Genomic DNA, 24,665 nt, shown 5'->3' on the forward strand with positions numbered 1-24,665 from the left:
GATAAAAATGGTGTCTTCAGATAAAACAAAATACATAATGGTTCAGGGAACTGCTTCAAATGCAGGGAAAAGTGTGGTGGTGGCAGCACTGTGTAGGATGTTCTCCCAGAGAGGATACCGTGTTAGTCCGTTCAAATCCCAGAACATGTCCCTGAATTCATTCACCACCAGAGAAAACAGAGAAATAGCTATGGCACAGGTGCTACAAGCAGAAGCTGCTGGAGTAGAACCCCATCACCATATGAATCCAGTTTTACTTAAACCCAAGGAGGATTTCACCTCCCAGGTGATTGTTCATGGAAAACCCGCGGGAGACATGAACTTCTACCATTACCAACATAACTTCCGTGACCAAGCACTCCGGGCTATAAAAGAGTCCCTGGATGCGCTCTCAAATGATTACGATATAATCGTTATGGAAGGAGCCGGATCCCCTGCAGAGATAAACATGCTGGATGTGGACCTGGCCAACATGCAGATCGCCCGCCTGGCTGATGCTGACGTGATCTTAGTAGCAGATATTGATAAGGGAGGAGTTTTCGCATCTATTGCCGGGACATTCCAGTTGTTACCCCCTGAAGACCGCCAAAGAATTAAAGGCATTATAATAAACAAGTTCAGAGGTAACCTGGACATTTTAATGCCGGGAATAAGACAGATCGAAGAAATCGTGGGTGTTCCTGTACTGGGAGTTTTACCCTATGATCCAGGGCTTAAACTTCCTGAAGAAGATTCTGCATCATTATCTGAACGTAAATACCGTAGCAGTGGAAAAATCACAGTTGGAGTGATGAGACTGCCCCGTATTTCCAACTTCACTGACATCGACCCCCTGGAATATGAGCCAGAAGTAGGAGTGAAACTCATTGAAATTGGAGATGAAATAGGTAATGTGGATGCTCTGATTATTCCTGGAACACGTAACAGTATAAGCGACATGGTGGCCCTGGATGAAGCGGGTCTTGCCGATGAAATCAAAAACTTGACCTGTGAAATACCTGTCTTTGGTATCTGTGGAGGATACCAGATGTTAGGCTCAAAAATAATAGATAAATCCCTTAAAGAATCCAATATAGGTAGTGTTAAAGGTATGGGAATTCTGGATGTTAAAACCAGCTTTGGAGAAGTTGAAAAAATAATCAGCCAGAGTCAGGGTACTTTAATTGGTAATGAAATATTCAAAAACTCCCAAGGAGAAATTCTACAGGGATATGAACTCCATGAAGGAGTTTCTCAACTTGGAAAATCCAAACCTCTCCTTAAGGTCATACAGGGTTGTGGTAACTATCCTCAATCTGGTTTTGATGGGGCCCAGGAGGGTTTAACTGCCGGGACATATTTCCATGGAATTTTCCACAATTTCCGTTTCCGCAGATCATTCACTGACTATCTGAGGGAAGCCAATGGCCTTGAACCCCTTGGTTACCAGAAGGATCATTTCCAGGAGTTGAAAAGATTCTCAATACAGAGGTTATCCGATCTGGTTGAAGATAATCTGGACATGAACCTACTTCAGAACGTGCTAAGGTACCAAATTTAACTTATTTAGGTTAATTTATTCTCTTTTTTTCTAAAACTGTTAATTTCTTTAGAATGTTCCTTTTCTGAAATGTTTAATTGATATTTTTAGGATAGCTTTTCTATGAAAAAAAGCTGATATTTAAAAAAACTATCAAGTTCTTAACATCAAATAAGAATAATTCAAAAAAAGAATGTTTTTATGGTTTAAGATTTAATCTTACGATTTAAATGATTAAATGGATGAATTGAATTATACTAATTCTAATCAATGGATTGAAATGGATTGAAATGGATTTGAATATTTAAACAAAAATAGAAGTAACTTTTTTCACGGACCTGCTCTTAACCAGTACCGATACTTTTTCATTTTTCTCAAGAACCCAGTCATCTCGAGGGATGTACATCTCACCATTTTGATGGATGGCTGCAATGATATAATCATCAGTAGGGCTCAAATCACCCACTCGTTTCCCTACAATTCTGGAATTCTCAATGCTTATGTCCAGAAGCTCTGCATTTCCCTTACCCACCACAATCAGATCCGCGATTTTTGGGCGGTTAATCAGTTTTTCTAGGTATCCTGCAGCAGTGAGTTCCGGGCTAATAACATGGTGAATGCCCACTTTTTTAAATGCATCTTCATGATCTGGATTACTTACCCGGGCAATAATCTTAGGAACATTGTACTCCTTTACCAGTATACAGGAGAGCAGATTAGCCTCATCATGGCCGGTAGCAGCAACAAAAACATCAGCATCAGCGATACTCGCCTCTTCAAGTGTTTTTACATCGGTTCCACTTCCACAAATCACCAGAGCATCTAATTCTACCGCTGCATTTTGGCATAATCCACTGTTACTCTCAATGAGAGCTACATCATTTCCAGATGCCACCAGGTAATTAGCAAGGGTTAAACCAACCCTTCCGCCGCCCATTATAACTATGTACATGTTAACACCAATTACTAAAAAACCATTACCAAATCAGGAACATATTAACCCAATTTGTTTTAAAATGATTTTCAAAGTTTAATTATAATTTTTTATTCAATTACACATTTTAATACACATTTTCAAGTTTTTGAGGATTTTTGTTATCTTGAATTTTTTTAAAGATTAGTTTTTAACTATTAAAGATTAGTTTTTATCTATAATACCCATTTATTTTTAATTTTTTATTTGATTTACTAATTTTAAAACTATTAATCATTGGAACTTTAATCATTTGGAACTGTGAATTAATTCATCAAATATTAACCGGGAAACGTAACCAATAACAATTTAAACTATTAAAAAGGATTTTAAGCCATCCCTGACGTTAAGAATCAATTCCTAATTCAACTGTTATTGATAGAAATAACTACAATATAAAGATTGCGGCATGAATAATAAATTTAAATGGATTAAGACATGTTAAAAAAGAATTATAATTATTAAATTCTGTTTAAAATATAATTAGCTTAATATTTATTGGTTTTAGGATTAATGTTTTTAGGAGTAGTTTAATTTTCAAAATTAAGGCACTTAAGATGATTATGTATCACAAACATCTAAATTCAATACTCTAAATTCAATATTTACTTAATTTGATTTATTACTTTAAAATGGGTAATTTAAAAAAAATAATGGGGTGTGAAAAAAATTATTTTATCACTAATACCGGGCAGGTTGCAGATCTCACAACTCTTTCTGTAACACTTCCGGGATATAATCTGTTTAATCCGTGTTTACCCGAAGCTCCGATTACCACCAGATCGATCTCTTCCTCTTTAATAACTTTTAATATTTCATCAGCAGGTTTACCCTTTTTAATCAGTGACTTGAACTGAACATTTTTACACGTGCCCTCACATTGACTTTGTTCCAGTTTTTCCGAAAATTTTTTAACTGCCATATTCCCCTCTTCCTTGAATTGTTCTTCCAAGCTCATTTCAAGATCGTGCTGTGGTATGGATTTTAGATAAGATGTATCAATTACATTTAAGACAATTATCTGGGAAATACTCTTTTCAGCAATCCATATAGCATGTTCTCCAGCTTTTTCAGAATATTCCGAGCCATCAGTGGGTAGTAATATTTTTTTATACAGTTTCATCCCTCCATGTTTACTATTGTAATCTTAAGAATTAATATTTAACCCTATTACCCTGAATTTATTTCTACAAATACTTTTGGATGTGTTGAATAGGATTCCACAGGTTAATGCAAATCATACATCTATAGATCAATCCTGAACATCATTGAAAAATGACTAGATTGAAACTATGAAACAGATGTGAAAAATGAGAGTCGGTGTACTCCACAAATTAAACTAGACAAAAAAATAATTTAAAACCCCTTAAATATTGAAAAAATAGATTATTAACGTTTAAAAATAATTTATAAATTTTAAATCAATTTTTTACCAATATTATGATTATAAAATATATTAAATAATAAAATATATGATTAAATCTTATAAAAACATAATATATTGGTTAATTCATATTCTTTTAGAATATTAATTTAATTCAACAAATATTAAGCATTTTTTTACTTTTTAAAGTATTTATTTAGATATTAACAACTTATTGATCAATTATAAACTATTTAATAAATTATAAAAAATTTAAAGAAGAAATTAGTTGTAATACTCCATTTAAAAAGTGTTTTGAGCCTGAGTTAATCCCACAATAATCCAGAATTAAGTTAACACCTACTAAAAACTCCAATGAGATACAGTTGAAAACCTAAACATATAAATAAGATGAACTGAAAAATCAGGGTATGCGGTGTTAGTCCAGCCTGGTTAAGACACTGGCCTGCCACGCCAGCGACCCGGGTTCAAATCCCGGACGCCGCATTGCGGTTGTAGTCTAGTCTGGTTAGGACTTGGGCCTTCCAAGCCTACGACCCGGGTTCAAATCCCGGCAGCCGCACTTTTCTCTTATTTCATGATGATTATACAATAATTATCCAGTTAAATAACATCTATTCTATTCTAAATAGTTATTTCCAATAGTATTCTAACAGGTTTTTTAATTTATAATATGTGAAATTTTTAATTGATTGTAAATTTCTAATTGATTAAAATTCAAGATTTTTCAGGTATTCATGATACAATATAAATGATGCCCAATTAAGCTACCCGAGAAGATGAATAGCCGAAAAATAGATTAAAAAATAGGATTGTAGTGAAAATAAAAAAGGGATATTTTTAACTGGGTATTAAAAGTTCTGCCGCTACCATCCTGCAGATATCTGTTTTGGTAATTACTCCCACGGGTTTATCTTCTTCAAGTACCAGTAAACCAGATATGTCTGCTCTTAACATCAGGTTAGCTGCATCCTCTATTCCATCATCGGCAGAGATGGTGATGACTTCTTTGGACATTATATCAGTAATCTGTAGTGAAACTACATCTTTGGCTGAAGGTTTGATGGTTCCCAGAACTCCAATAAGATCCGAATAAGAAACCACACCCAAAGGTTCACCATCCTCATCCATAACAAAAAGCCTTCGAACTCCTTCTTTGTACATCTTTTGAAAAGCTTCTGGTGGACGAGTACTGGAAGTAATGGTTATAACATCTTGGTTCATTGCCTCTTTAACTTTCATTTTCTCACCATTATAGAACATCACATATCCTCATTTATCTCCAGATATAGAATATGCATTACATTATTAGTAAACTTTAGTATGGACTATTAAAAGGTATTATGGAATTGGATCATTAAAATCAAAGGAATATTAATTTAATTTGATATAAAAATGAGTAATTATATGACCAAGTAATTTATGACCAAACTATTATGACAAGGATCTACGAACTGAAAGTTCAACCGGTGTAGAGCTACAATTTATTGTTTGAAATTCAGGGATCATGTTTGAAATTTCTGTTAAATAAACTATCTAAATAATAACTATTAAAGAAAAAGCTAATTATTGAAAAAAAGGAAACAAACTAGAGTTAATAAAAGTTAGAAAATTGGTTCTGCATCCACTAATTTTAAACCTTAACTTAAAAACTATTAAATCAATGAAATTTGACCCAAATTCAAACTGAATCTTAATTAGTATGCAAATTTAGTATGAAATAGGTTTTTGAAATATTTTTTTCATTCCCTCAATTTGAGATTTAAATAGATATAATTAGGATATGCGTTGAATTAAGGTATATTTAACGTTTTTAAGGGAAAATAATGATCTTTTAAAAAAAATCATACAATAATACCTGAAAAATTAATTTTAAGCTGTTTTATTGGGACCATACTAAGCCAGATCCAAAAATCATTCACAGCCCAGTATGAAGTTATTAAGATTATGATAAGGTTTATATATCAAGATTTATTATATTAAACAAAAAAATGTTCATATCTGACAATTAAAAATTGTTGGACGCGAACAATATTTTAGGTATTTTGCAAGATTTAAATACCATAAAACTGTAATATAATATTAAATATCCGGAGGGATCCAATTTGATGAGAATAAGCATGTCATTACCCAAAAAGTTGTTAAATGAATTTGATGAAGTATTAAAAGATAGAGGATACCAATCCAGATCCAAAGGTATCAGAGACGCATTAAAAGATTACATCGTCAGATACCAGTGGATGAAAGAAATGGAAGGTGACCGTATAGGAATCATTGCAGTGATCTACGACCACCACTATACTGGAGTAATGGAAGACCTCACTGACATCCAGCACGACTTCCGAGAATACATCAACGCTGTTATGCACGTGCACATGACTGAAAAATACTGTCTAGAAGTAGTAGTTGTTAAAGGAGACGTTAAATACATCCGTGACCTCACTGAAAAGATTATGAGGCTCAAAGGAGTAGAACACGTTAAACTAACCAGTACCGCCAGTGGACAAAATTAAGACAAAAATAATAATACACTTACTTACTAAGATTAACAGGATGAAAATTACATCCTATCAACAAAACTTGCTATCAGATACCGAGCGGCTGACAGCATTTTACGAAGTAATACGTGAAAAATCTAAAGGTGTAATATACGATTTAGGGACTGGTTCAGGAGTACTTGGCTCCTGGGCAGCTCCATTATCTCGTAGAGTATACGCCGTGGAAAAAGATCCGGTTACAGCCAAGATCGCCCGAAAAAACCTTAGCAAATTTAAAAACGTTTCCTTGATGGTAAACAATGCTAAAACTATTTCTTTTCCTGAAAAAGCAGATGTTATAATCTGTGAAATGATGGATACTGCTCTAATAGACGAAGACCAGGTCCCAGTTCTTAATTCTGTGCGAAAATATCTGAAAAAAGATGGAAATATTATCCCCTGCGGAGTATTTAATGGAGTGGAAGCACTTGATGTGAACATTGCCCACCCCTGTTACCATGAAGGGAAAAGTCCACAACACAGATTAATGAGCGAACTTATCATATACGATAAAATTAATTTTAAAGAACACATAAATCCTGAAATTGACTACAGCATCACTGTTCCCATCAATAATAATGGAACAGTTTCAGGGATTAAACTCACAACTTTCACCCTTTTAACACCTAATTTTATCTGCGGACCAACACCCATGCTTAATCCTCCGCTTTTAGTTCCCACCAACCAGTTAAATGTGGAAAAAGGAGATGAAATCATATTAAAACTAAATTATTCCATGGGAGGTGGGTTAGATACTCTTAGAGCATCAATTAAAACATTTTCTTAAAAATCCAGAGAAAGTAGTGATACTGGGAATCGGGAATGATATGAGAGGTGATGATGGTCTGGGATCTATTCTGGCCCAGAAATTATCAATTCTTGAAAACGAAAATATAACTGTATTTGACGGGAAAACTGTGCCAGAAAATTTCACTGGCGCCATAAAAAGAGAAAATCCAAGCCATATCATCCTTTTAGATGCTGTGGAAATGAATAAATCCCCGGGTCACATAAAGTTAGTGTCCATAGAAGAAATCGCAAACTACAGCATATCCACACATGCAATGCCCTTATCCTTCTTAATTAAATATCTAGAATCAACTACACCTGCTGAAATCATGTTACTGGGAATACAACCTGAAAACATGAATTTAATCTGTGAAATTTCCCCTAAAATACAGGAAAGCTTAAATTATGTTTTAAAGTTGTTTAAACATGTGCTAAAAAACTTTTAGATATTCTACTTAAGGAAAGATACTCTAACATTTTAATTCAAATTTGGATTAAACAATAATAATCCAATTTAAAACATCTAATTAGATATTCTACCCTAGATAGATTCATTATTTAGCTAAAGGGAGAATATCAGCCAAAAGATGGATTTATTATCAGTTAAAGGAATACCACTTATAAAAACTCCATCTCCCAGTACAAAAAATGAGAATATTCCAATAAGGTAAAAATTCCAATAATATGACAATATTGCAATTTGTAAAACTTTAATTTTATTAGTTGGAAACCATAACCCTTGAAATGGATAACATGTAAATATCTAACCCACTGAATTAACATAACTCTATTTTACATGAATCAAATATTCTATATGAATCAAAATATAAGACTATATAAAACTAAAAAATAGGCCATAAAAATGAAATTACTGTTTATCGGGGCCCGTCTATTTGATGATGTGGCTCTCTACACTAAAAATAAAGGAATAAACACAGTTCTAACTGAATCAAACCCTGAATCACCTAATCTAAATCTGGCGGATTCCCATTACATTGTTCCACGTGGAATGGATCATCCCAAAGAAATTGCCATTAAAGAAGATGTTGATGGAGTAGTTCCACTTATAGGGATTGATGGTCCTCTTTTTGATGTGGCTTTGCTTAAAGAAGAATTGGAAAGAGATTATGGTTTACCGGTAGTAGCATCACCACCAGATGCTGTTTCAATCTCAGGGGATAAGGTAAAAACCAAAAAATTTCTGGTGGAAAATAATATAAAAACACCAGAATACAGTTTGATCAGCTCTGACCACCAACAGGATTTAAATGAATTTCCTCAGGTTCTTAAACAGTCACAGGGACAGGGTGGTAAAGACATTAAGATCGCATTATCCAGGGATGATGTTATTGATTACCTGGAGCACTACAGCAGTGCCCTGGCAGAAAAATTCTTAAATGGAATTGAAATATCCGTGGAAATTTTAAGATGGAATGGACACTCTGTTCCGTTGGTCCCGGTTTATAAAGGTAGAACAACCCTTGACTGCATCCACCCCCTGCATAAAATAAAAAAAGCACCACTTAATGTGGAAAATACAGACACCCATGAACTTAACCATACCATCCAAATGATTGCCCAAAATATAGGGGAATTAATGGGTGTTGAAGGCACATCAGACCTTGATCTCATATTGACCCCTGCAGATAATGAAACATTTGTACTGGAAATTAACACTAGACCCAGTGGAACCCGTTACCTGACTGCCGCATCCTGTGATATATACCCCTTACAGGAAATGGTGGATATGGCCACGGGTTCATGGAGTGCTGATCAAGTGGTTAAACGGAAAAAAGAGTATTCTGCACTGGAAATTCCAGTGGGAGATTATTCCAGTGATCGTAACAATTTCGGATTCCGGAAATTTCACGGAGAAAATAGCTGGATAATTCACGGCCCCAAAAAACATCAAAGAATAACCATTCGAGGCAAAGATGAGGAAAATGCTCTTGAAACTGCGGGAAAACTTAATTTAGATTTGGGGAATAAAATTAAAGAATAAAATCCAATAAAAATTACTTTGAAATAATAATCTGGAAAAAGTTATAATAAATAAACTGATTAAATACAAGTAATCTTTAAAAAGGGTATGGATATATACTTACAATCTAATAATTTGACATTCAGTTTGAATAATAATCTACATTCAATTTGAATTGATTATGAATGTTTAAGCATTCATTTTTAAGATTATTACAATTCTACAGAGTAAAATTCTTTAAATTCATAATATAATTTCATTGTTATAGAGGTCATATAATAGGTGGTAAATTGAGCAATACAGAAACACTAATTTTAACATTAATTTTAACATTTTTAGCTACAATATTCTTCACTTACTTCGTTCGTAAGATACTCAAAGATGCGGATGTAACTGACAGCCCCATAGTAACAGAACACAAACATAAAACAGGCACCCCTACCATGGGCGGCCTGGCCATGCTCCTGGGAGCAGCACTGGCGGCAGCAGTTTATTTTAATGAAAAAAATCTGGTTCTTACCGTTTTGATCATGTTAAGCTCCGGTTTGGTGGGATTACTGGATGATCTTCTGGGATTGAAGATCAAGGAAGTGCAGAAAGTGGCACGTAACATTTCCACCAATCCCATAACCATAGGCCGTTTAACTCTTAAACCCGGTGAAGAAGCCAGGGTTGCAACAGAAAAGGCCAGAAGTGATCTTCCAGATTTATTAGATGATGGAAAAGTTGAAATCACCGGAGAAACACCGATAAAAACTGAAGGGAAAGAAAGAGATAAAATACTGGCCCAGATTGTTATAGGAGTTTTCCTGGCAGCTACAGGGGCAGTTAGCAGTGCGGTTTTAGGATTTGAAGCAGGAATATTCATCATTCCCGTGGTGATCTTTGGTATTATAGGTTCCATTAACTCAGTGAACCTTATTGATGGAATGGACGGGCTTGCTGCAGGCATATTAACCATTGCCTCTGCTTCCTGTGCTATTTTTTCAATTATAACTGGAAATCCCACCGCTGCAATGCCTTTTGCAGTTTTAACTGGAGTTTCAGCTGGTTTTTTGGTGTTCAACCATTATCCTGCAAGCATAATCATGGGAGATACTGGTTCCTTTGCTCTGGGAGCAGGATACATTACTGCCGGTTTTCTGGGTGATGTTATCTACTTTGCAGTTATTGCCCTGGCCATACCAATCATCTCAGTAATTGTCAGCCTCATGCACCGTTCTCATATTATAAAATTGCCTGTTGAACCTTTACATCACACATTAAATTACAAGGGACTCTCTGAAAAAAAGATAATCGTCCTTTACTGGTCAATTACCCTCATAATTTGTGTGGCAGCTATTTTAACATATCAATTTATACTTTAATCATGATTTAACTCTGTGGGAATACAATTCAGGAATAGGACATACAATGAAACAACTTACCACCTCATATCTGGCTAAAAAATGCCAGGGAGAGTTAATTGGCAATAATCAGGTTATAATCGGCATATTTAATATTTTAAAGGATGCAGGAAACGGTGACGCTATCATAAGGCACTGGATTGATGAAACAGGTGTGCAAATAGCCTCTGATAAAGGTGCTTCATGTGTGATAACCCAGGATGCCCGTGGAAACGCAATTGAAACCGCCAAAAAACTTAATTTTCCAATTATTTTAACTGAAAAAATCGAATTAATTAATGCCTTTGCCCTTAGGTGGGCCCTTGATACTTACGCCCCCGATACCCTAAGAATAGTGGTAAGTGGGACTAACGGCAAATCCACCACCACCCACATGATACATTCCATTTTAGTAGAAGCAGGTTACACTGCTCACACCAATACTGACTCAGAATCAGAGTTTAACACCCTGATCGATCCCATGGTAGCTAAACAGATTGCTGAGTTTGATGGAAATCTGGATGCGGTTGTTCTGGAGGTTTCAGAGGTTCAGGGATGGGATGACAGGAACATGGACGACCACGCCCATCTCATGACCAGTGCAATCCAACCACAAGTAGTGGTCCTAACCAACGTGGCACTGGACCACATTAGCCTGGTGAATTCTCTGGAAGAAGCATCAAAAGAAATTTCAGGCACATTGAAAGGATTCAAAGGGAATTATGTGGTTTTAAATTGTGACGATCCACTAATACGTAACATGCAGAGTCTGGTTTCACCAGAAAAAAAGGTTATATTCTATGGCTCAGGATCCAATGTTGAATTCCATGAAGAAGGAATCTTCCACAAAGGAAAACTACTCATCCCCCTGGAAGATCTTCCATTTAAAAGTCCTCATTTCATCCAGAACACTCTTGCAGCAGTGAGCACAGTACTTGCTCTTGAAATTAATCCCGAAATCATCATAAAAGCAGTTAAATCTTATAATCCCTTAAAACGCAGGTTCACGGTACTGGGAACTGAGCCACTCATTATTGATGACTTCGCACACAACCCCCAGGGAATAAAAGCCACCATTAACAGTGCAGCTGATCTGACTTCCGGAAATCTTCATGTGGTTTGTGCCATTAGGGGTTCCAGAGGAAACTCACTTAACAAATTAAACGCTCAGGCTGTTGCTGATTCTGTTAAAAATCTCAACTGTAACTTAATATTGACCAGTAGCCAGGATGTGGTGGATAGTGCTAACTGGGTTAAAACTTCTGAGAAAAAGGTATTTATAGATGTACTGCAAAAGGAAGGAATCAATTACATCCATTATGAAACTCTGGTAGATGCATTAAAAAAAGCTTTAAAATCATCCCATAAAAGGGATAGCATACTTCTTATCGGTGCTCAGGGCATGGACCCCGCATCATATGTTTTAAAAAGTATAACTGTCGAATAAATCATTAATCCTAACAAAATAAATCATTAATCTTAATATTTTAACTTAAATTAAATGATAATTTCATGTTTCTATCACTAATGTTCTATCGATTATATTTTATTCCACTAAAATAAAATTCCAATATAAATAAACCTATATTATTTATTCCATTTAGCACTAATATTCCCAATATATTCATTAACTCTCATTAAAAAAAAGGAAGGATTAGGGTTCATCCTTGATTATTCAAATCATTTATAAATGAATTTATTAAGGTCAAATAATAGAAATAACCTTGATAAATTCCTATAAACCCAAAATCAATACACTTAAAGGAATACGTTCAATTAACCCATTGAAATATTTCAAAGATACCATGGTAAATTGTTTAAACAAATTACACCATGAATTTACATTTCATTAATCAAAAGGTAATCAATACTCATAATTAAAGATCAGATGATAAGAAAGTATTGATACGCGAAAATAAAAGTATTGACAGATTACGTGAAAAGAATTAGAGAAACAAGTCGGTGTTAAATAAATGAGTACAGATATGGACAAGCATTCATCTGAGGTGGAAAAAATTCCTCAAAAAAGAATGGAAACCTACGGAGTTATTGGTGTGTGTGGCGTTGTGGGTAACCTGGCTGCCAGAGTCCTTATGGATCATGGTCATCATGTAATATGCACTGACATTCATAGTTCCAATAATTGCCCATTCCTTTATACTTTAAATGATTATAACACCCAAATTTACCTGAATGAACATCCAGAAGCGTTTTTTAAGTCATCAGATTATATAATACCACCACCCAGCCTCAAAAAAACTTCGAAATTGTTCCACAGGATAGAAGACAGCTCGGCTCAGCTTATGGAAGTGGAGGATCTCCTGAAACAGATTACCCCAAATAAACCAGTTATCTGCATCACTGGAACCAACGGTAAAACTACCACCACCACCCTCCTGAAGCATTTCTGTTATAATGCCGGATTAAAACCAACAGAACATGGTTTCATGACTCTTCAGGGGAATATTGAGTACATCCCACCATTACAATGCAGATTGGCTGGAGATATTGCAGTGGTGGAAACTGGTACTGAAGGGAATACAGGGGATTTGAAGTTCATAATGGACAGATGCCATCCTTCCTGCGGGGTTATAACCAACATAAACCCGGATCACCTGAACAACGGACATGACTTCATGCATTACAGTCTTATTAAGGGGGAACTCTTAGAAGAGCTTAAGGGCAAAACTGTAGTGGTTAATGGAGATGATCCTACCATTATGGCACTTATCTCCAAGATGGATTATCAGGGGAAATTGGTAACTTTTGGAGTTGAACACGAAGTTCAGGGCGAAAGTAAGAAGGAATGCTGGTGTGGGGAAGAAGTCATACTGCACGAAACAGTTTCAGGAGTAGGATACTATGAGTGCCAGTGTGGTTTAAAACGTACTATTCCAGATTATCTGGCCACAAATATCCGTGGTAACAGTTTTATTCTGCAAACCCATGATAAGAAGATTGAAATGGAAATGGGGATCACTGGACTGCACAATGTTTACAATGCCCTGGGAGCTATTGCAGTGGGCCATGAATTGTTGAAAATGCCCCTTGAAGACATTAAAAAATATCTCATAACATTTAAAGGGGTTCCGGGACGTTTAGAATACATTTATGAAAGTGAAAATCTGGATTTAATTGTTGATTATGGGCACAATCCCTCTGGAGTGGAAACAGTACTCAGAGAGCTCCATAAAACTTATGATAAACTAGCAGTAGTCATAACCATATCATCAGAATCAGGAAAGACTGGGGATACGGATATTATCATGCGAGCAATGTCCAACGCCGATTTTATTATACCTGCCTCTTATTACTCCCGACTGGCTTCAGAAAAATATATTTCATCTGAAAAGATCATAACACCCTCTGTAGAACCTGAAAAATTCCGTGAGGGAACCCTGGGAGCCACCAGAGAACAAGTGATAGAAGGCTTTAAAAAAGGATTAGAATGTGATGCAGATGCCGTGGTATGTATGGGTGAAGCTGCGGTGAAATACAAGGAAGATATTAAAATTTGGATAAATTCAAGGGATAATTTGATAGATTTACAAGATTAAAAATATTTACAAAACAAAAAACAAGTTTACGAGATAATAGGAATTTATAATGAGTTAATTAGCAGGTGAAAAAATATGTTCATAAAGGTAAGAAGAGATACCCTGATTATTTTAATGTTGGCATTTATTCTTATCACATCTGGAAGAGTGATGTCATACATGTCTTATGCTTCATCTAATGGAACTGATCAGGGAGTTGCAATATCAGGAGTTATAGTTAAAGGAAACGATATTGTGCCCACTGAATCCATAAGAACCAACATTGCCAATGTGGGTTTTAGAACTGGGAGTTATATTCAGGGGGATACTCTCATAACCAGTAAACGAAAGGTGCCCATGAATGAAGCCCTGGAAAATGCACGTCAGGCAGCGATGCTTTCCACCATTCCAGGAACGACACTAACACCAATCAAAGCTGCGGATGTGCAACTGGACAAAAGTACAGGTATATTAACCGTTAACGTCATTGAAGACTTTTCTACAGTGCAAGTAAACGGAACTTCTAGGTGAAGTAAAGATGATTGATAAACGTTTGAAAACAATTCTGGTATTCCTGGTGACCATAGCATTGTTGGTTAACACCTCCGCTGCCACTTGTAACATAGTGGTCATCACCGACCCCACTGGAACCGATCCCAATGGAGCTGCAGCAGGCAGTATGTCCTTTGCAGATAACATGTTCCAGTCCACCTTCATTTTATCCAAGGAAAAGCATTTCTCAGTTCTCTCAGGGGGAGAAGGTAATTCAACTGAGAGACTAAGAGCAATCACCAGTACATTAACCTCACTGGAAAATGGTGCTTCACCCAGCACTGCTGCAAATGCAGCCAATAGTTACTCAGGAATCAGGGTAATGGTAGGAACTGCTACCCAGGGAGCAGCAGTGGGAGGATCCTATGATGTTTATGTGGTGACTGTGGCTAATGACGGCACTATCACAGTTACACCTCATGCCTCAGACGGAGTTGCAGTACTTCCAGCTGGAACAAAGGGTGCTATAATACACTTGCGTAACACTGAAGGAAACCCCCTTTACGGAACAGCAGAAGCTGTACGTCAGCAAACCGCAATTAACATTGGTAAAATGATTCGTGATGGTTATCCGGCCACCAAAATCTTGGGCTCAGCAATGGCAGAAGTAGCACAGGATGCTGGTGAAAAGTATGGGGGAGGAGGAAATAACCTGGTATCTTCCATATCCACTGGAGACATGTTCACTCCAGCCAAATTGAACACAACCGGTTACCCTATGGACGAAGCATATTCCAAAGAATGTCCCACCTGTGGGTGGAGTATTGGATTCCCTGCAGCAGATAACTATCAGACCTGTCCCTATGATGGCACTGCACTGAAAACAGTTTCTGCTACAGATGCATTAAGTGATAAGATAACTGTCACCAGCAACACTACCTCAGTTTCAACTTACGGAACTGATGCAGCAGGAATCAGTGAAACCACACAGGAGCTTGTACAGTATTCAGTTAAGAAAAATGGTTTTAACAGTGCCACAATAGCCAGCACTATAAATAAAGCCATAGACAATGGTAACCTGGTTGGTGTAAACTACATAGAACCTAAGGATATAAACATCGTGGAAAGCACCCGTTCTGTGGGAGTTTATTATAAGCCCCTTCCAGATGGCCGAACTTCCCCACCATGGAATCTACCTATAAGCACATCACTACTGGATATTGTCGGGAGTATACAGACTGCAATTGGATTGATACTGATAATCCTGGTATTATTCCGCAGCACATTAATCAGTTCTTTCCTTAAAAAAAGGCGGTAAACCATGACTTTGATACTAATTCGTGCTGAAAACCAGACTAAAATTCTTAACAGCCTGGCAGATATTGAAAGACATGCAGGACTCAAGATCAATGGGACCCCTAGAATTATGGAAAATAGCATGGCGGATAAATATGCACAGAGCATATTAAATGCTAAATTAAGGTCTAGATCTAAAATTGCGGTTGTAGTATCAGTTCAGGAAGATGCAACTCGCAGTATTCTCCAGATAAAAAAAATACACCCCCCAGCGCATATACTGGTTATAAGCAAAGAGTATACTCAATGGGAAAAGATAAAAAAGATTTTCAATACCCTTCCCCCACTTAAAGGGTATTATTCTGCTAAAAACCCAAATCTGAAAAAACCGAGGAAAAAATAAAAACAACTAGAAAAGTATCTATTTTAAAATACAACCAAAATAAAAGAATAGTTAAGGTAAAAAAGTTAAAACTACCTTAACTTAATAACCTTTTTATAACTTCTTAACCCTTTTTAATTCTTGCAATATCACCTATAGTGGCTTTTTGCATATGGGCACCACGTAAATCATCCATTTGTGCCTGGTCTGTTTTTTCAAGTAGAGTTACCTTCAAGCTTCTTTCCAGTTTCCGTGCTAACTTCAGATCAGGAACCATCTTCCCTGATTCCAAACGGTGTATCACTGAAACCTTCTCGTATATCTTTTCACCCAGATCTTCCCTGGACCAACCCATTTTCTCACGAGCTTTCCGGATTACATTCTGGTAATCCTCAATAACTTCATGTGTTGGTTCCTGAGATCTAAATGATTGTCTTCTACCTGCAGGTGGCCTGCTACCAGGACCTCTCTGAGGTTTTGGGGGTTCTCTTTGTACTTTACCAAATTTTGAACAATCATTACATGTTAACATAATAGAATTTTCAATTTTCGTTCTAACTGGCTTTCCAATAACCTTTTTTCCGCATATCTCACATCTCATGATGATCCCTTTAGTTTTAATTGGTAATCTTTATAGTTTAATTGGTATATACTTAGAACACCTCAATACTTAAATATTATTAGGGACAATAAACCCAATAAATAATATCAATATAAGCGGATATTATTCTTCACCAACCTAATGAGGAGTGAACTTGTAAGATGGAAAAAACATCCCAAAACATCTTAAAAAAGATAGAAGACCTTAAAAAAGAGATAAAAATCCTGAAAGAGGATAATGCCAAGACTAAAAGAAATCTGATGTGGAAGGTTAGGAAACTTGAAAAAGACAAGCTTCTAATTGAAAACGAGAAGATGCGACTGGACCGAGAAGTAAAATCCCTCCGTGGGGAAATTGAAAGGTTCCGCTCACCACCACTGGTAATTGCCACTGTAACCGAAGTCCTAGATGAAGGTAAGGTAGTGGTGAAAAGCAGTACCGGACCACACTTTGTAATTGGATATTCCCGTTTCTTGGATGAAAAGTCACTGGAACCAGGAGCAAGAGTAGCCCTTAACCAGCAGACATTCAGCATTGTCAGTGTTTTACCATCTGAAAAAGATCCACTCGTAACTGGTATGGAAGTTGAAGAAAAACCAAATGTAAGTTACGAAAAGATAGGCGGACTCGAAGAACAGATCGTGGAGATCAAAGAGACCGTTGAATTACCACTTAAAAAACCAGAACTATTCACCAAAATAGGAATAGAACCACCAAAAGGAGTACTCCTCTATGGACCTCCAGGTACTGGTAAAACCTTACTGGCCAAAGCCGTGGCCCATGAAACCAATGCCACCTTTATAAAAATTGTGGCCTCTGAATTTGTGAAAAAATACATTGGAGAAGGAGCCCGCCTGGTGCGTGGTGTCTTTGAACTGGCCAAGGAAAAAGCCCCCAGCATAATATTCATAGATGAAATAGACGCCATAGCCGCTAAAAGACTCAAAAGTTCCACCAGTGGTGACCGTGAGGTTCAAAGAACCCTCATGCAGCTATTAGCAGAGATGGACGGATTTGAAGGAAGGGGAGACGTGGGAATAGTTGCTGCCACCAACCGACCCGATATCCTGGACCCCGCTCTACTAAGACCCGGAAGATTCGACCGTTTCATCGAAGTACCCATACCCAACGAGGATGGTAGAAGGGAAATACTCAAAATCCACACTAAAAAAATGACCTTAGAAGAAGATGTGGATATAGATCTCATTTCCAACCTCAGTGACGGTGCATCCGGAGCTGATCTTAAAGCAATCTGTACCGAGGCAGGTATGTTCGCCATAAGGGAAGAAAGACCCATTGTGGTTATGAACGACTTCCTGGATGCAGTGGATAAGATCATTGGCATGGAACGTGACGAAGAAATACGAAAAGAAGCTGGAGTGATGTACGGATAAGCATCCGTGCCCCTCATTATTTTTTTATTTTAAATTAAAGTATTTATTGAAGTATTTTCATTAATTGGAAAAAATATTTGATTAAAAAAATATTGAAAATTATTGAGAAAAATAACATACAAAATCAAAGGCCAATGATGAACCCTATGAGCTCTGAACTGGTGATGACTGATGGGCGAGCTGAGGCTTATTCTACTTCTACCTCTTTTTTTCATGAATTAGTTTACTAGAAATTTTAATTATCTAATCCATTCTGACACTCATCATGACTTCTAGAAATGACCTCAGCAACAAGAAGCTCAACCTTATTAAACACTAGCTTCCCATTTAACTCTTCTATTTCTGGCCTCATTACAATCACCACCGGCACTTTCCCCATAATTGCCGCCTGAATTTTGGACATGGTACCCCCACTCTGACCACTTTCCTTGGTTAAAACCACTTTTATCTGGAATTCTTCCATGAGAATACCATTAAAACTTGGCGAAAAGGTTCCCTCCATGGCAATAATATTATCATGAGGTATGCCCAGTTCCAGAGATTTTTTTACAGAATAAACTGTGGGAAGAACCCGGGCAACAACAAATTCTGGGGAAATTACCTCAGTAACGTAATGGATGGTGTTCACACCTGCTAGATGTAAAACTTTACCATTTGCAAAACTCTTTGAAAAACTTCGTTCCTTTGAAAACTCACTTTTGTTTAAAGATTCATGGTTTAAATACTCACTTTGGTCAAGTATTTCCTTGATAATAAGTGCAGCATCCTCAAAGGAATGAACATGATGAATAAGATCGCTATCAGGAAGTGCAGTTTCAGGTCTTTCAAAACGAATATATGGTACATTCACAGTATTTGAAGCTTTTATCGCATTTTGAGTAGCTGCTGCTGCAAATGGGTGGGTGGCATCAATTAAAAGTTCAATATCATTATCTTGTATAATATTAGTCAATTTTTCAGAATCAAAAAATCCTTCCAGAACTTTATTTGCCCCGGATTTCTGTGCCAGTTCCACTCCGTGAGGGGTGGTGGCAGTGGCCAGAACACTGATCCTTTCCTCTTCTGAAAGATCAGAAATGATCTTCCTGGCATCACTGGTTCCTGCCATTACCAACACATTCATTTTTTAACCTCTAACCTGTTAAACCTCTAACCTGTCTTTTTACCTAGATTTCTTTAACCCTGATTTTTTATTTGACCTTAATCCTGAACTTTTATTCCTAGTTTAATGGATTACCCCACTTAGGAATGTGGGGGAAGAGTTCATTTTATGAACTTTCCAACCAGCCAGTCACTGATGAATATAGTACAGGCAACCAGTAGGATTACAACCCAATCAAACGCACCAAGGGCCGTGGTACGGAAGACTCCTTGCAGGAACGGTAGATATATTACTCCTAATTGCAGCAGGAATGATGCTCCAATTGCTATGAAGAAGAATTTGTTGGTGAATCCTCCATCAGACCGGCAGTTGAACACGTTGAATATCTGGTACATTACAAAGACGGTGAAAGCCATGGTCATGGCCTTGGTTAAGTCTGTGCCACCGGATAACAGGTAATAATACAGTGCCAGTGTACCAACTGTCATGACCACCCCGGCCACTGCTATTTTAATGAGGTTTCTCCGGGGAATGATCTCTTCCTTGAGGGGTGGGCGTTCCATAACACCCTTTTCTGGTGGTTCAACACCCAGAGATTGGGCAGGAGGTCCATCCATTATTATGTTTATCCATAAAACCTGTATGGGGTTAAAGGGGATTGGTAATCCCATTACAGAGGCTGACGTAATGGTGAGTATGGCTCCGATGTTAGTGGAAAGCTGGAACCGGACAAAACGACGGATGTTGTCGAATATGGTTCTTCCTTCACCCACTGCTTTGACTATGGTGGCGAAGTTATCATCCTGAAGGAGCATGTCCGCAGATTCCTTGGCAACATCGGTACCACTTCCCATGGCCACACCAATAGCTGCTTTTTTAAGGGCAGGAGCATCGTTTACCCCATCTCCAGTCATGGATGCAACATGTCCCTTCTTTTTAAGGGTTTCAACAATTCTAACCTTCTGTTCAGGGAACACGCGGGCGTATACACTGACATCATCCACCATATTTTCAAATTCCTGGTCACTGAGTTTGTCCAGGTCACTGCCGGTGAGTGCAACGATTTCACCTTCAGCAATACCTATTTCCCTTGCTATGGCTACTGCAGTATCCTTATGGTCCCCAGTGATCATCACTACCCTTATACCTGCCTTTTTAGCCTGGGCAATGGCTTGTCTAGCTTCTTCCCTTGGTGGGTCCATCATACCCACTAGACCCGCAAAGATAAGGTCTTTTTCCAGTTCCTCCTTATCTTCCAGGTTTTCCTCAGGGCCCAGTTTGCGGTAGGCAAATCCAAGAACACGAAGTGCGCTTCCAGTCATTTCTTGAAGGTCTTTCATTGCATTTTCAGTGTCTTCTGGTTTGATGGAGCATACTCCATCTTCACCATCAATTTGGGAACATTTCTGGAGTAAAACCTCGGGGGCTCCTTTTATCAGGATGTACCTATCCGGGCCTATCTGATTGACAGTGGTCATCCTTTTACGGGTACTGTCTAATGGTATTTCCAGTAATCTTGGATTTTTTTCCTCCATTTCCTTCCGGTTGTAACCATTCTCATTAGCATAAAGTAAGAGTGATGCATCGGTGGGATCTCCCAGTAATTTACCATCATCAGTCTGAGTGGCATTGTTACAGAGTGCAGCTATGGTGTAAACCATTTCAGGGTCAGTTACTCTGGCATCCCGGACTGTCATCTGGTTCAGGGTTAGTGTTCCGGTTTTATCAGTACATATAACGTTACAGGACCCTAAAGTTTCCACTGCCAGGAGTTTGCGGACTATGGCATTGCTTTTAGCCATTCTTTGCATTCCCAGGGCCAGTGTAAGGGTTAAGATTGCAGGGAGTCCTTCAGGAACAGCAGCCACTGCCAGGGAAACCGAGGTCATGAATGTTTCCACCAGGGGTGTTCCCTGGAAATACTCAAGTGCGAAAACAATTGAACAGACCACGACAGCCAGTAATCCTAAAGTCTTACCGAGACTGGCTATTTTTTGCTGTAAGGGTGTTTCTTCTTCTTCTCCCTGGATCATCTCCGCGATTTTACCGATCTCGGTGTCCATACCAGTTTCCACCACAACACCCCTACCACGGCCAGATGCAACATCAGTTTCCATGAAGGCCATGTTTTCTGAGCCGTGTTCATCACTAGATATGGTGTTGGGGTGTTTTTCAACTGGTAATGATTCTCCAGTCATGGCTGATTCATCTATCAAAAGGTCGTAGCTTTCAACTATCCTGAGATCAGCCGGTACATTATCTCCTTCCTCTAAAAGAACAATATCCCCCAGGGTGAGTTCTCCTGCAGGTACTTTCTGCTCCTGACCATCCCTCAAAACCACCGCTTCAGCAGATATGAGTCCTTTGAGCTTCTCCATTGCCTTCTCAGCACGGTATTCCTGGATGAATCCAACCACTGCGTTTATAATAACCACAATGAGTATTACAATTGCATCGAGGGTGTCTCCCACGAAATATGCTGCAACTGCGGCAATGAGCAGGATCAGGATGAGTATGTCTTTGAACTGTCCAAAGAAGATAGTGATTGGTCCGGCCTTCTTCTCCTCAACCAGTTCGTTTTTACCATGTTCTGATAATCTTTTTTGAGCCTCAGAACTATTTAACCCATTAATACTTGAATTGAGGGTTTTTAAAGTTTCATCTACGCTTAATTTTTTCCATTTCATGGGAAATGCACCTAAAACATTGAATATGATATTATTGGATACGATTTGAAAAATAATATTATTTTTTAAATATTTGTGATTTATGTTTGATGTTTATTTAAAATACCAGAGTAACCTGCATACAGTTAATATTAGTTCATTTAATTTGCACATCAACTTCTTTATAACTCATTTAATATTTCTTTATAAACCCTTATTTAAAGATTTTTTATAGAAAACTGCTTTCTTATAATTAACTAAATCCATTTTCCCCTTAATGTTAATAGAATCCGTTGAAAGGGGTTTTATTATTAAATCTGCCCCTGTTTTTACTGAAAGCTTCTCCAAGTAGGGGTGTAATTCTTCAGGAGGTCTTATGGAATAAATAAGTCCAGCATTCTTATATATTTTTAAGTTAGGTTGTCTAATATCATCTAGGATGATCTCATCATGGTAAGGTTTAATATCAGTCATGATGATATCCACCTTAAGATGTTTCTTCAGGTCGCATGCAACCTGCGGAAAGTGTCCCACTGCCACTTCCACGATACTGGAAGATTGGGAATAATGTTTGATAATGTAATCCGTAAAGTCACTCCACATTTTTATCACTCGTAAATGGAGAAATTCATGATAATAAGAGAATTCAAACGTCCTGACCTTAAAAGAGTCCTGGAAATTGAATTATCCTCCTTTGATGACCCCTATCCATCCAATGTTCTGGTGGATCTTTATAACTTGGGAGCGGGTTTTCTGGTAGCCCAAGAAGATAATATTGTGGTGGGGTATATTATATTTTGGATCAGGTTTGAGGATGAAGGCCATATCATTTCCCTGGCCGTGGATCAAAAATATTATAGAAAGAAAATTGGATCACAACTGGTGGAAACAGCACTTGAAATCTTCAAAAGATATAATGTGAATAGCATTCGCCTGGAAGTACGGAAAGAAAATCGTGAAGCCCGTAAATTCTATCAAAAACTAGGTTTTGTGGAAAAAGCCCATCTAGTAAAATATTATGAAGATGGGGAAGACGCCGTGGTTATGGGCAAATTATTGGAAGACTTTGATTAATCACCGGAAAAAAGTTCCCCAAACGAAGTACAAAGATAAAAAAAACCCCTGATTCACAGGAATAAAAACATTAATTCACAATATATTATCAAGTTTCTAAAGTAGTTCATATTTCATGGAAAATCAATGATAATTTGAATAAATAATCAATTACATATCATAGGTTAGGCAATGATATTTAGACCTTAGAACCATATCTAAGATCGCGAATTCATAAGGATAAAATAGTTGAACCGACTATTAATTTAAGATAAAAGTTAGGTAAAACAAATTTAGCAGATTTTTTAATATTATCCATTTTAGCAAATTGAAGGCCCCAATCAAATTAAATAAAAAAAATTGGTGCCCATAGTAATATTATAACATGGTGATTGAATGCAAAAAGAGGCCAAATTAGCTTTAGAGGACGGTACAATATTAAAAGGAGAAGGATTCGGTTACCAAACAATTAAAACAGGAGAAGTGGTTTTTGCCACTGGAATGACCGGTTATGTGGAATCACTTACTGATCCATCCTATAAGGGTCAGATCCTCATGTCCACATATCCTCTGCAGGGTAACTACGGCGTGTCTAAAGAGTGGTTCCAGTCCAATGGAATAAAAGCCGAAGGATATGTAGTTAAGGAACAAAACCCCTATCCATCACACAGCCACTCTGAAAATAGCTTATCCGGTTTTTTAGAGGAATATAAAATTCCAGGAATCAGTAACATTGACACCCGCTCCCTCACCTTGAAGATCAGGAAATACGGGGCTCTTAATGGTGCGCTGTCCACAGAAGAAATTGATGATGAGGAACTCCTGGCCATGGCCCAAAACCAGCCAGGAATTGAATACATTGACCTGGTGGATAAAGTTTCAGTAACCCAGCCCAAAATACTGGGAGAAGAATATAAAGACCGGGCAGTTGTCCTAGACTGTGGAATAAAAAATAACAGTATCAACGCGCTCCTCAGAAGGGAGATTGGTGTTGTTCTGCTTCCTTACAATACTTCACCCCAGGAAATTATGGACTATGAACCCGGAGCTCTCCTGGTTTCAAGTGGACCCGGGGATCCCAGCAGGGTGAGTGAAACCATCCAGACTGTGCAAAAACTTTCTGAGAGACTTCCAATTTTTGGTATCTGCCTGGGACAGCAGATTATTTCCATGGCATTTGGTGCCAAGATTTACAAGATGAAATTCGGACACCGGGGAATAAATCAGCCAGTTAAGGATCTCAAATCAGGTAAAGTTTCCATAACATCCCAGAATCATGGTTTCACCATTGATCACAAAGCTTGTGAAGATTTACCCATAAATGTAACCCAGATAAACCTTAACGATGGCACAGTAGAGGGCATAGAACACCAGGAACTCCCAATATCCAGTGTACAGTACCATCCAGAAGCAGGACCTGGACCACACGACACTGATTATTACTTCGACAACTTCGTGGAAAACCTTAAAAAATATTAACAGAAAGTCTGTTTGAATAGATTTTGAGATTTAAAGGGTTGAAATAGATTAAAATTATGTTAAATACCATGTATCGACTTTAAATTTATTATAGGG

The 24,665-nt window shown here is 37.5% G+C and carries 22 protein-coding genes and 2 tRNA genes; 17 read left to right on the forward strand and 7 right to left on the reverse strand.

Annotated elements, in window-relative coordinates:
* Positions 1-7: 7 nt before the first annotated feature.
* Positions 8-1,540 carry a cobyric acid synthase CobQ gene (gene cobQ / locus A994_RS09710; protein WP_004031351.1) on the forward strand — a complete coding sequence of 511 codons (1,533 nt, stop codon included), beginning with the start codon at positions 8-10 and terminating at the stop codon, positions 1,538-1,540.
* Positions 1,541-1,823: 283 nt separating this feature from the next.
* Here the strand turns inward: cobQ and A994_RS09715 are convergent, their stop codons facing one another.
* Entirely contained in the window at positions 1,824-2,471 is a 648-nt protein-coding gene (locus A994_RS09715) for a potassium channel family protein (RefSeq protein ID WP_004031352.1), read from the reverse strand.
* 691 nt (positions 2,472-3,162) lie between these two features.
* Positions 3,163-3,615 (reverse strand): universal stress protein, encoded by a 453-nt coding sequence (locus tag A994_RS09720; RefSeq protein WP_004031353.1) that lies wholly within the window; start codon positions 3,613-3,615, stop codon positions 3,163-3,165.
* Between the two features lie 673 nt (positions 3,616-4,288).
* Here A994_RS09720 and A994_RS09725 point away from each other — a divergent pair.
* Together A994_RS09725 and A994_RS09730 are read left to right on the forward strand one after the other, a co-directional pair.
* Positions 4,289-4,362 (forward strand) — tRNA-Gly (locus A994_RS09725).
* Between the two features lie 2 nt (positions 4,363-4,364).
* A tRNA-Gly gene (locus tag A994_RS09730) sits at positions 4,365-4,438 on the forward strand.
* 278 nt (positions 4,439-4,716) lie between these two features.
* Here the strand turns inward: A994_RS09730 and A994_RS09735 are convergent.
* A complete protein-coding gene (locus A994_RS09735) occupies positions 4,717-5,118 on the reverse strand; it encodes a CBS domain-containing protein (protein ID WP_048204208.1) in 402 nt (133 codons plus the stop codon).
* An 866-nt stretch (positions 5,119-5,984) separates the two neighbouring features.
* Here A994_RS09735 and nikR point away from each other — a divergent pair.
* The 10 genes from nikR (at position 5,985) to A994_RS09785 (ending at position 16,295) form a co-directional block, all read left to right on the forward strand.
* Positions 5,985-6,389 carry a nickel-responsive transcriptional regulator NikR gene (gene nikR, locus A994_RS09740; protein ID WP_192812716.1) on the forward strand — a complete coding sequence of 135 codons (405 nt, stop codon included), beginning with the start codon at positions 5,985-5,987 and terminating at the stop codon, positions 6,387-6,389.
* Between the two features lie 40 nt (positions 6,390-6,429).
* The gene (locus A994_RS09745; protein ID WP_004031357.1) at positions 6,430-7,200 is read left to right on the forward strand and encodes a methyltransferase domain-containing protein; all 771 of its coding nucleotides are present in this window, start codon (positions 6,430-6,432) and stop codon (positions 7,198-7,200) included.
* Positions 7,201-7,216: 16 nt separating this feature from the next.
* Positions 7,217-7,648 (forward strand): hydrogenase maturation peptidase HycI, encoded by a 432-nt coding sequence (gene hycI, locus A994_RS09750; protein ID WP_004031358.1) that lies wholly within the window; start codon positions 7,217-7,219, stop codon positions 7,646-7,648.
* 416 nt (positions 7,649-8,064) lie between these two features.
* Positions 8,065-9,204, forward strand: coding sequence for an ATP-grasp domain-containing protein (locus tag A994_RS09755; protein ID WP_004031359.1), 1,140 nt, complete (start codon positions 8,065-8,067; stop codon positions 9,202-9,204).
* Between the two features lie 269 nt (positions 9,205-9,473).
* Positions 9,474-10,550 (forward strand): glycosyltransferase family 4 protein, encoded by a 1,077-nt coding sequence (locus tag A994_RS09760; protein WP_004031360.1) that lies wholly within the window; start codon positions 9,474-9,476, stop codon positions 10,548-10,550.
* Positions 10,551-10,596: 46 nt separating this feature from the next.
* Entirely contained in the window at positions 10,597-12,015 is a 1,419-nt protein-coding gene (locus tag A994_RS09765) for a Mur ligase family protein (RefSeq protein ID WP_004031361.1), read from the forward strand.
* Between the two features lie 526 nt (positions 12,016-12,541).
* On the forward strand, positions 12,542-14,125 hold the full coding sequence (locus A994_RS09770) for a Mur ligase family protein (protein WP_004031363.1): 1,584 nt from the start codon (positions 12,542-12,544) through the stop codon (positions 14,123-14,125).
* 75 nt (positions 14,126-14,200) lie between these two features.
* Positions 14,201-14,635 carry a hypothetical protein gene (locus A994_RS09775; RefSeq protein ID WP_004031365.1) on the forward strand — a complete coding sequence of 145 codons (435 nt, stop codon included), beginning with the start codon at positions 14,201-14,203 and terminating at the stop codon, positions 14,633-14,635.
* Between the two features lie 7 nt (positions 14,636-14,642).
* Positions 14,643-15,914, forward strand: a complete 1,272-nt coding sequence (locus tag A994_RS09780; protein WP_004031366.1) for a hypothetical protein — start codon at positions 14,643-14,645, stop codon at positions 15,912-15,914.
* Between the two features lie 3 nt (positions 15,915-15,917).
* Complete coding sequence (locus A994_RS09785; RefSeq protein ID WP_004031367.1) at positions 15,918-16,295, forward strand: DUF356 domain-containing protein; 378 nt, start codon at positions 15,918-15,920, stop codon at positions 16,293-16,295.
* Positions 16,296-16,398: 103 nt separating this feature from the next.
* Here the strand turns inward: A994_RS09785 and A994_RS09790 are convergent, their stop codons facing one another.
* A complete protein-coding gene (locus A994_RS09790) occupies positions 16,399-16,875 on the reverse strand; it encodes a multiprotein bridging factor aMBF1 (RefSeq protein ID WP_004031368.1) in 477 nt (158 codons plus the stop codon).
* A gap of 161 nt (positions 16,876-17,036) precedes the next feature.
* On the opposite strand from A994_RS09790, the gene A994_RS09795 reads away from it, so the two are divergent.
* Complete coding sequence (locus tag A994_RS09795; RefSeq protein ID WP_004031369.1) at positions 17,037-18,269, forward strand: proteasome-activating nucleotidase; 1,233 nt, start codon at positions 17,037-17,039, stop codon at positions 18,267-18,269.
* Positions 18,270-18,504: 235 nt separating this feature from the next.
* Here A994_RS09795 and A994_RS09800 read toward each other — a convergent pair whose 3' ends face one another.
* The 3 genes from A994_RS09800 to A994_RS09810 form a co-directional block, all read right to left on the reverse strand.
* Entirely contained in the window at positions 18,505-19,392 is an 888-nt protein-coding gene (locus tag A994_RS09800; RefSeq protein WP_004031370.1) for a precorrin-6A/cobalt-precorrin-6A reductase, read from the reverse strand.
* A gap of 140 nt (positions 19,393-19,532) precedes the next feature.
* Positions 19,533-22,058 carry a calcium-transporting P-type ATPase, PMR1-type gene (locus tag A994_RS09805; protein ID WP_004031371.1) on the reverse strand — a complete coding sequence of 842 codons (2,526 nt, stop codon included), beginning with the start codon at positions 22,056-22,058 and terminating at the stop codon, positions 19,533-19,535.
* 183 nt (positions 22,059-22,241) lie between these two features.
* A complete protein-coding gene (locus A994_RS09810; RefSeq protein WP_237739731.1) occupies positions 22,242-22,583 on the reverse strand; it encodes a UPF0146 family protein in 342 nt (113 codons plus the stop codon).
* On the opposite strand from A994_RS09810, the gene A994_RS13625 reads away from it, so the two are divergent.
* The 3 genes from A994_RS13625 to carA all read left to right on the forward strand — a co-directional run bounded on the left by A994_RS13625 (position 22,530) and on the right by carA (position 24,569).
* Positions 22,530-22,655, forward strand: a complete 126-nt coding sequence (locus A994_RS13625) for a hypothetical protein (protein WP_272942740.1) — start codon at positions 22,530-22,532, stop codon at positions 22,653-22,655. The two genes, A994_RS09810 and A994_RS13625, sit on opposite strands and share 54 nt — an antisense overlap.
* Before the next feature lie 12 nt (positions 22,656-22,667).
* Positions 22,668-23,111, forward strand: a complete 444-nt coding sequence (gene rimI / locus A994_RS09815; protein WP_004031374.1) for a ribosomal protein S18-alanine N-acetyltransferase — start codon at positions 22,668-22,670, stop codon at positions 23,109-23,111.
* A 375-nt stretch (positions 23,112-23,486) separates the two neighbouring features.
* Complete coding sequence (carA, locus tag A994_RS09820) at positions 23,487-24,569, forward strand: glutamine-hydrolyzing carbamoyl-phosphate synthase small subunit (RefSeq protein WP_004031375.1); 1,083 nt, start codon at positions 23,487-23,489, stop codon at positions 24,567-24,569.
* The last annotated feature ends 96 nt before the right edge of the window (positions 24,570-24,665 follow it).

This window comes from Methanobacterium formicicum DSM 3637, assembly GCF_000302455.1.
In the GTDB taxonomy this organism is placed as follows: Archaea; Methanobacteriota; Methanobacteria; order Methanobacteriales; family Methanobacteriaceae; genus Methanobacterium; species Methanobacterium formicicum_A.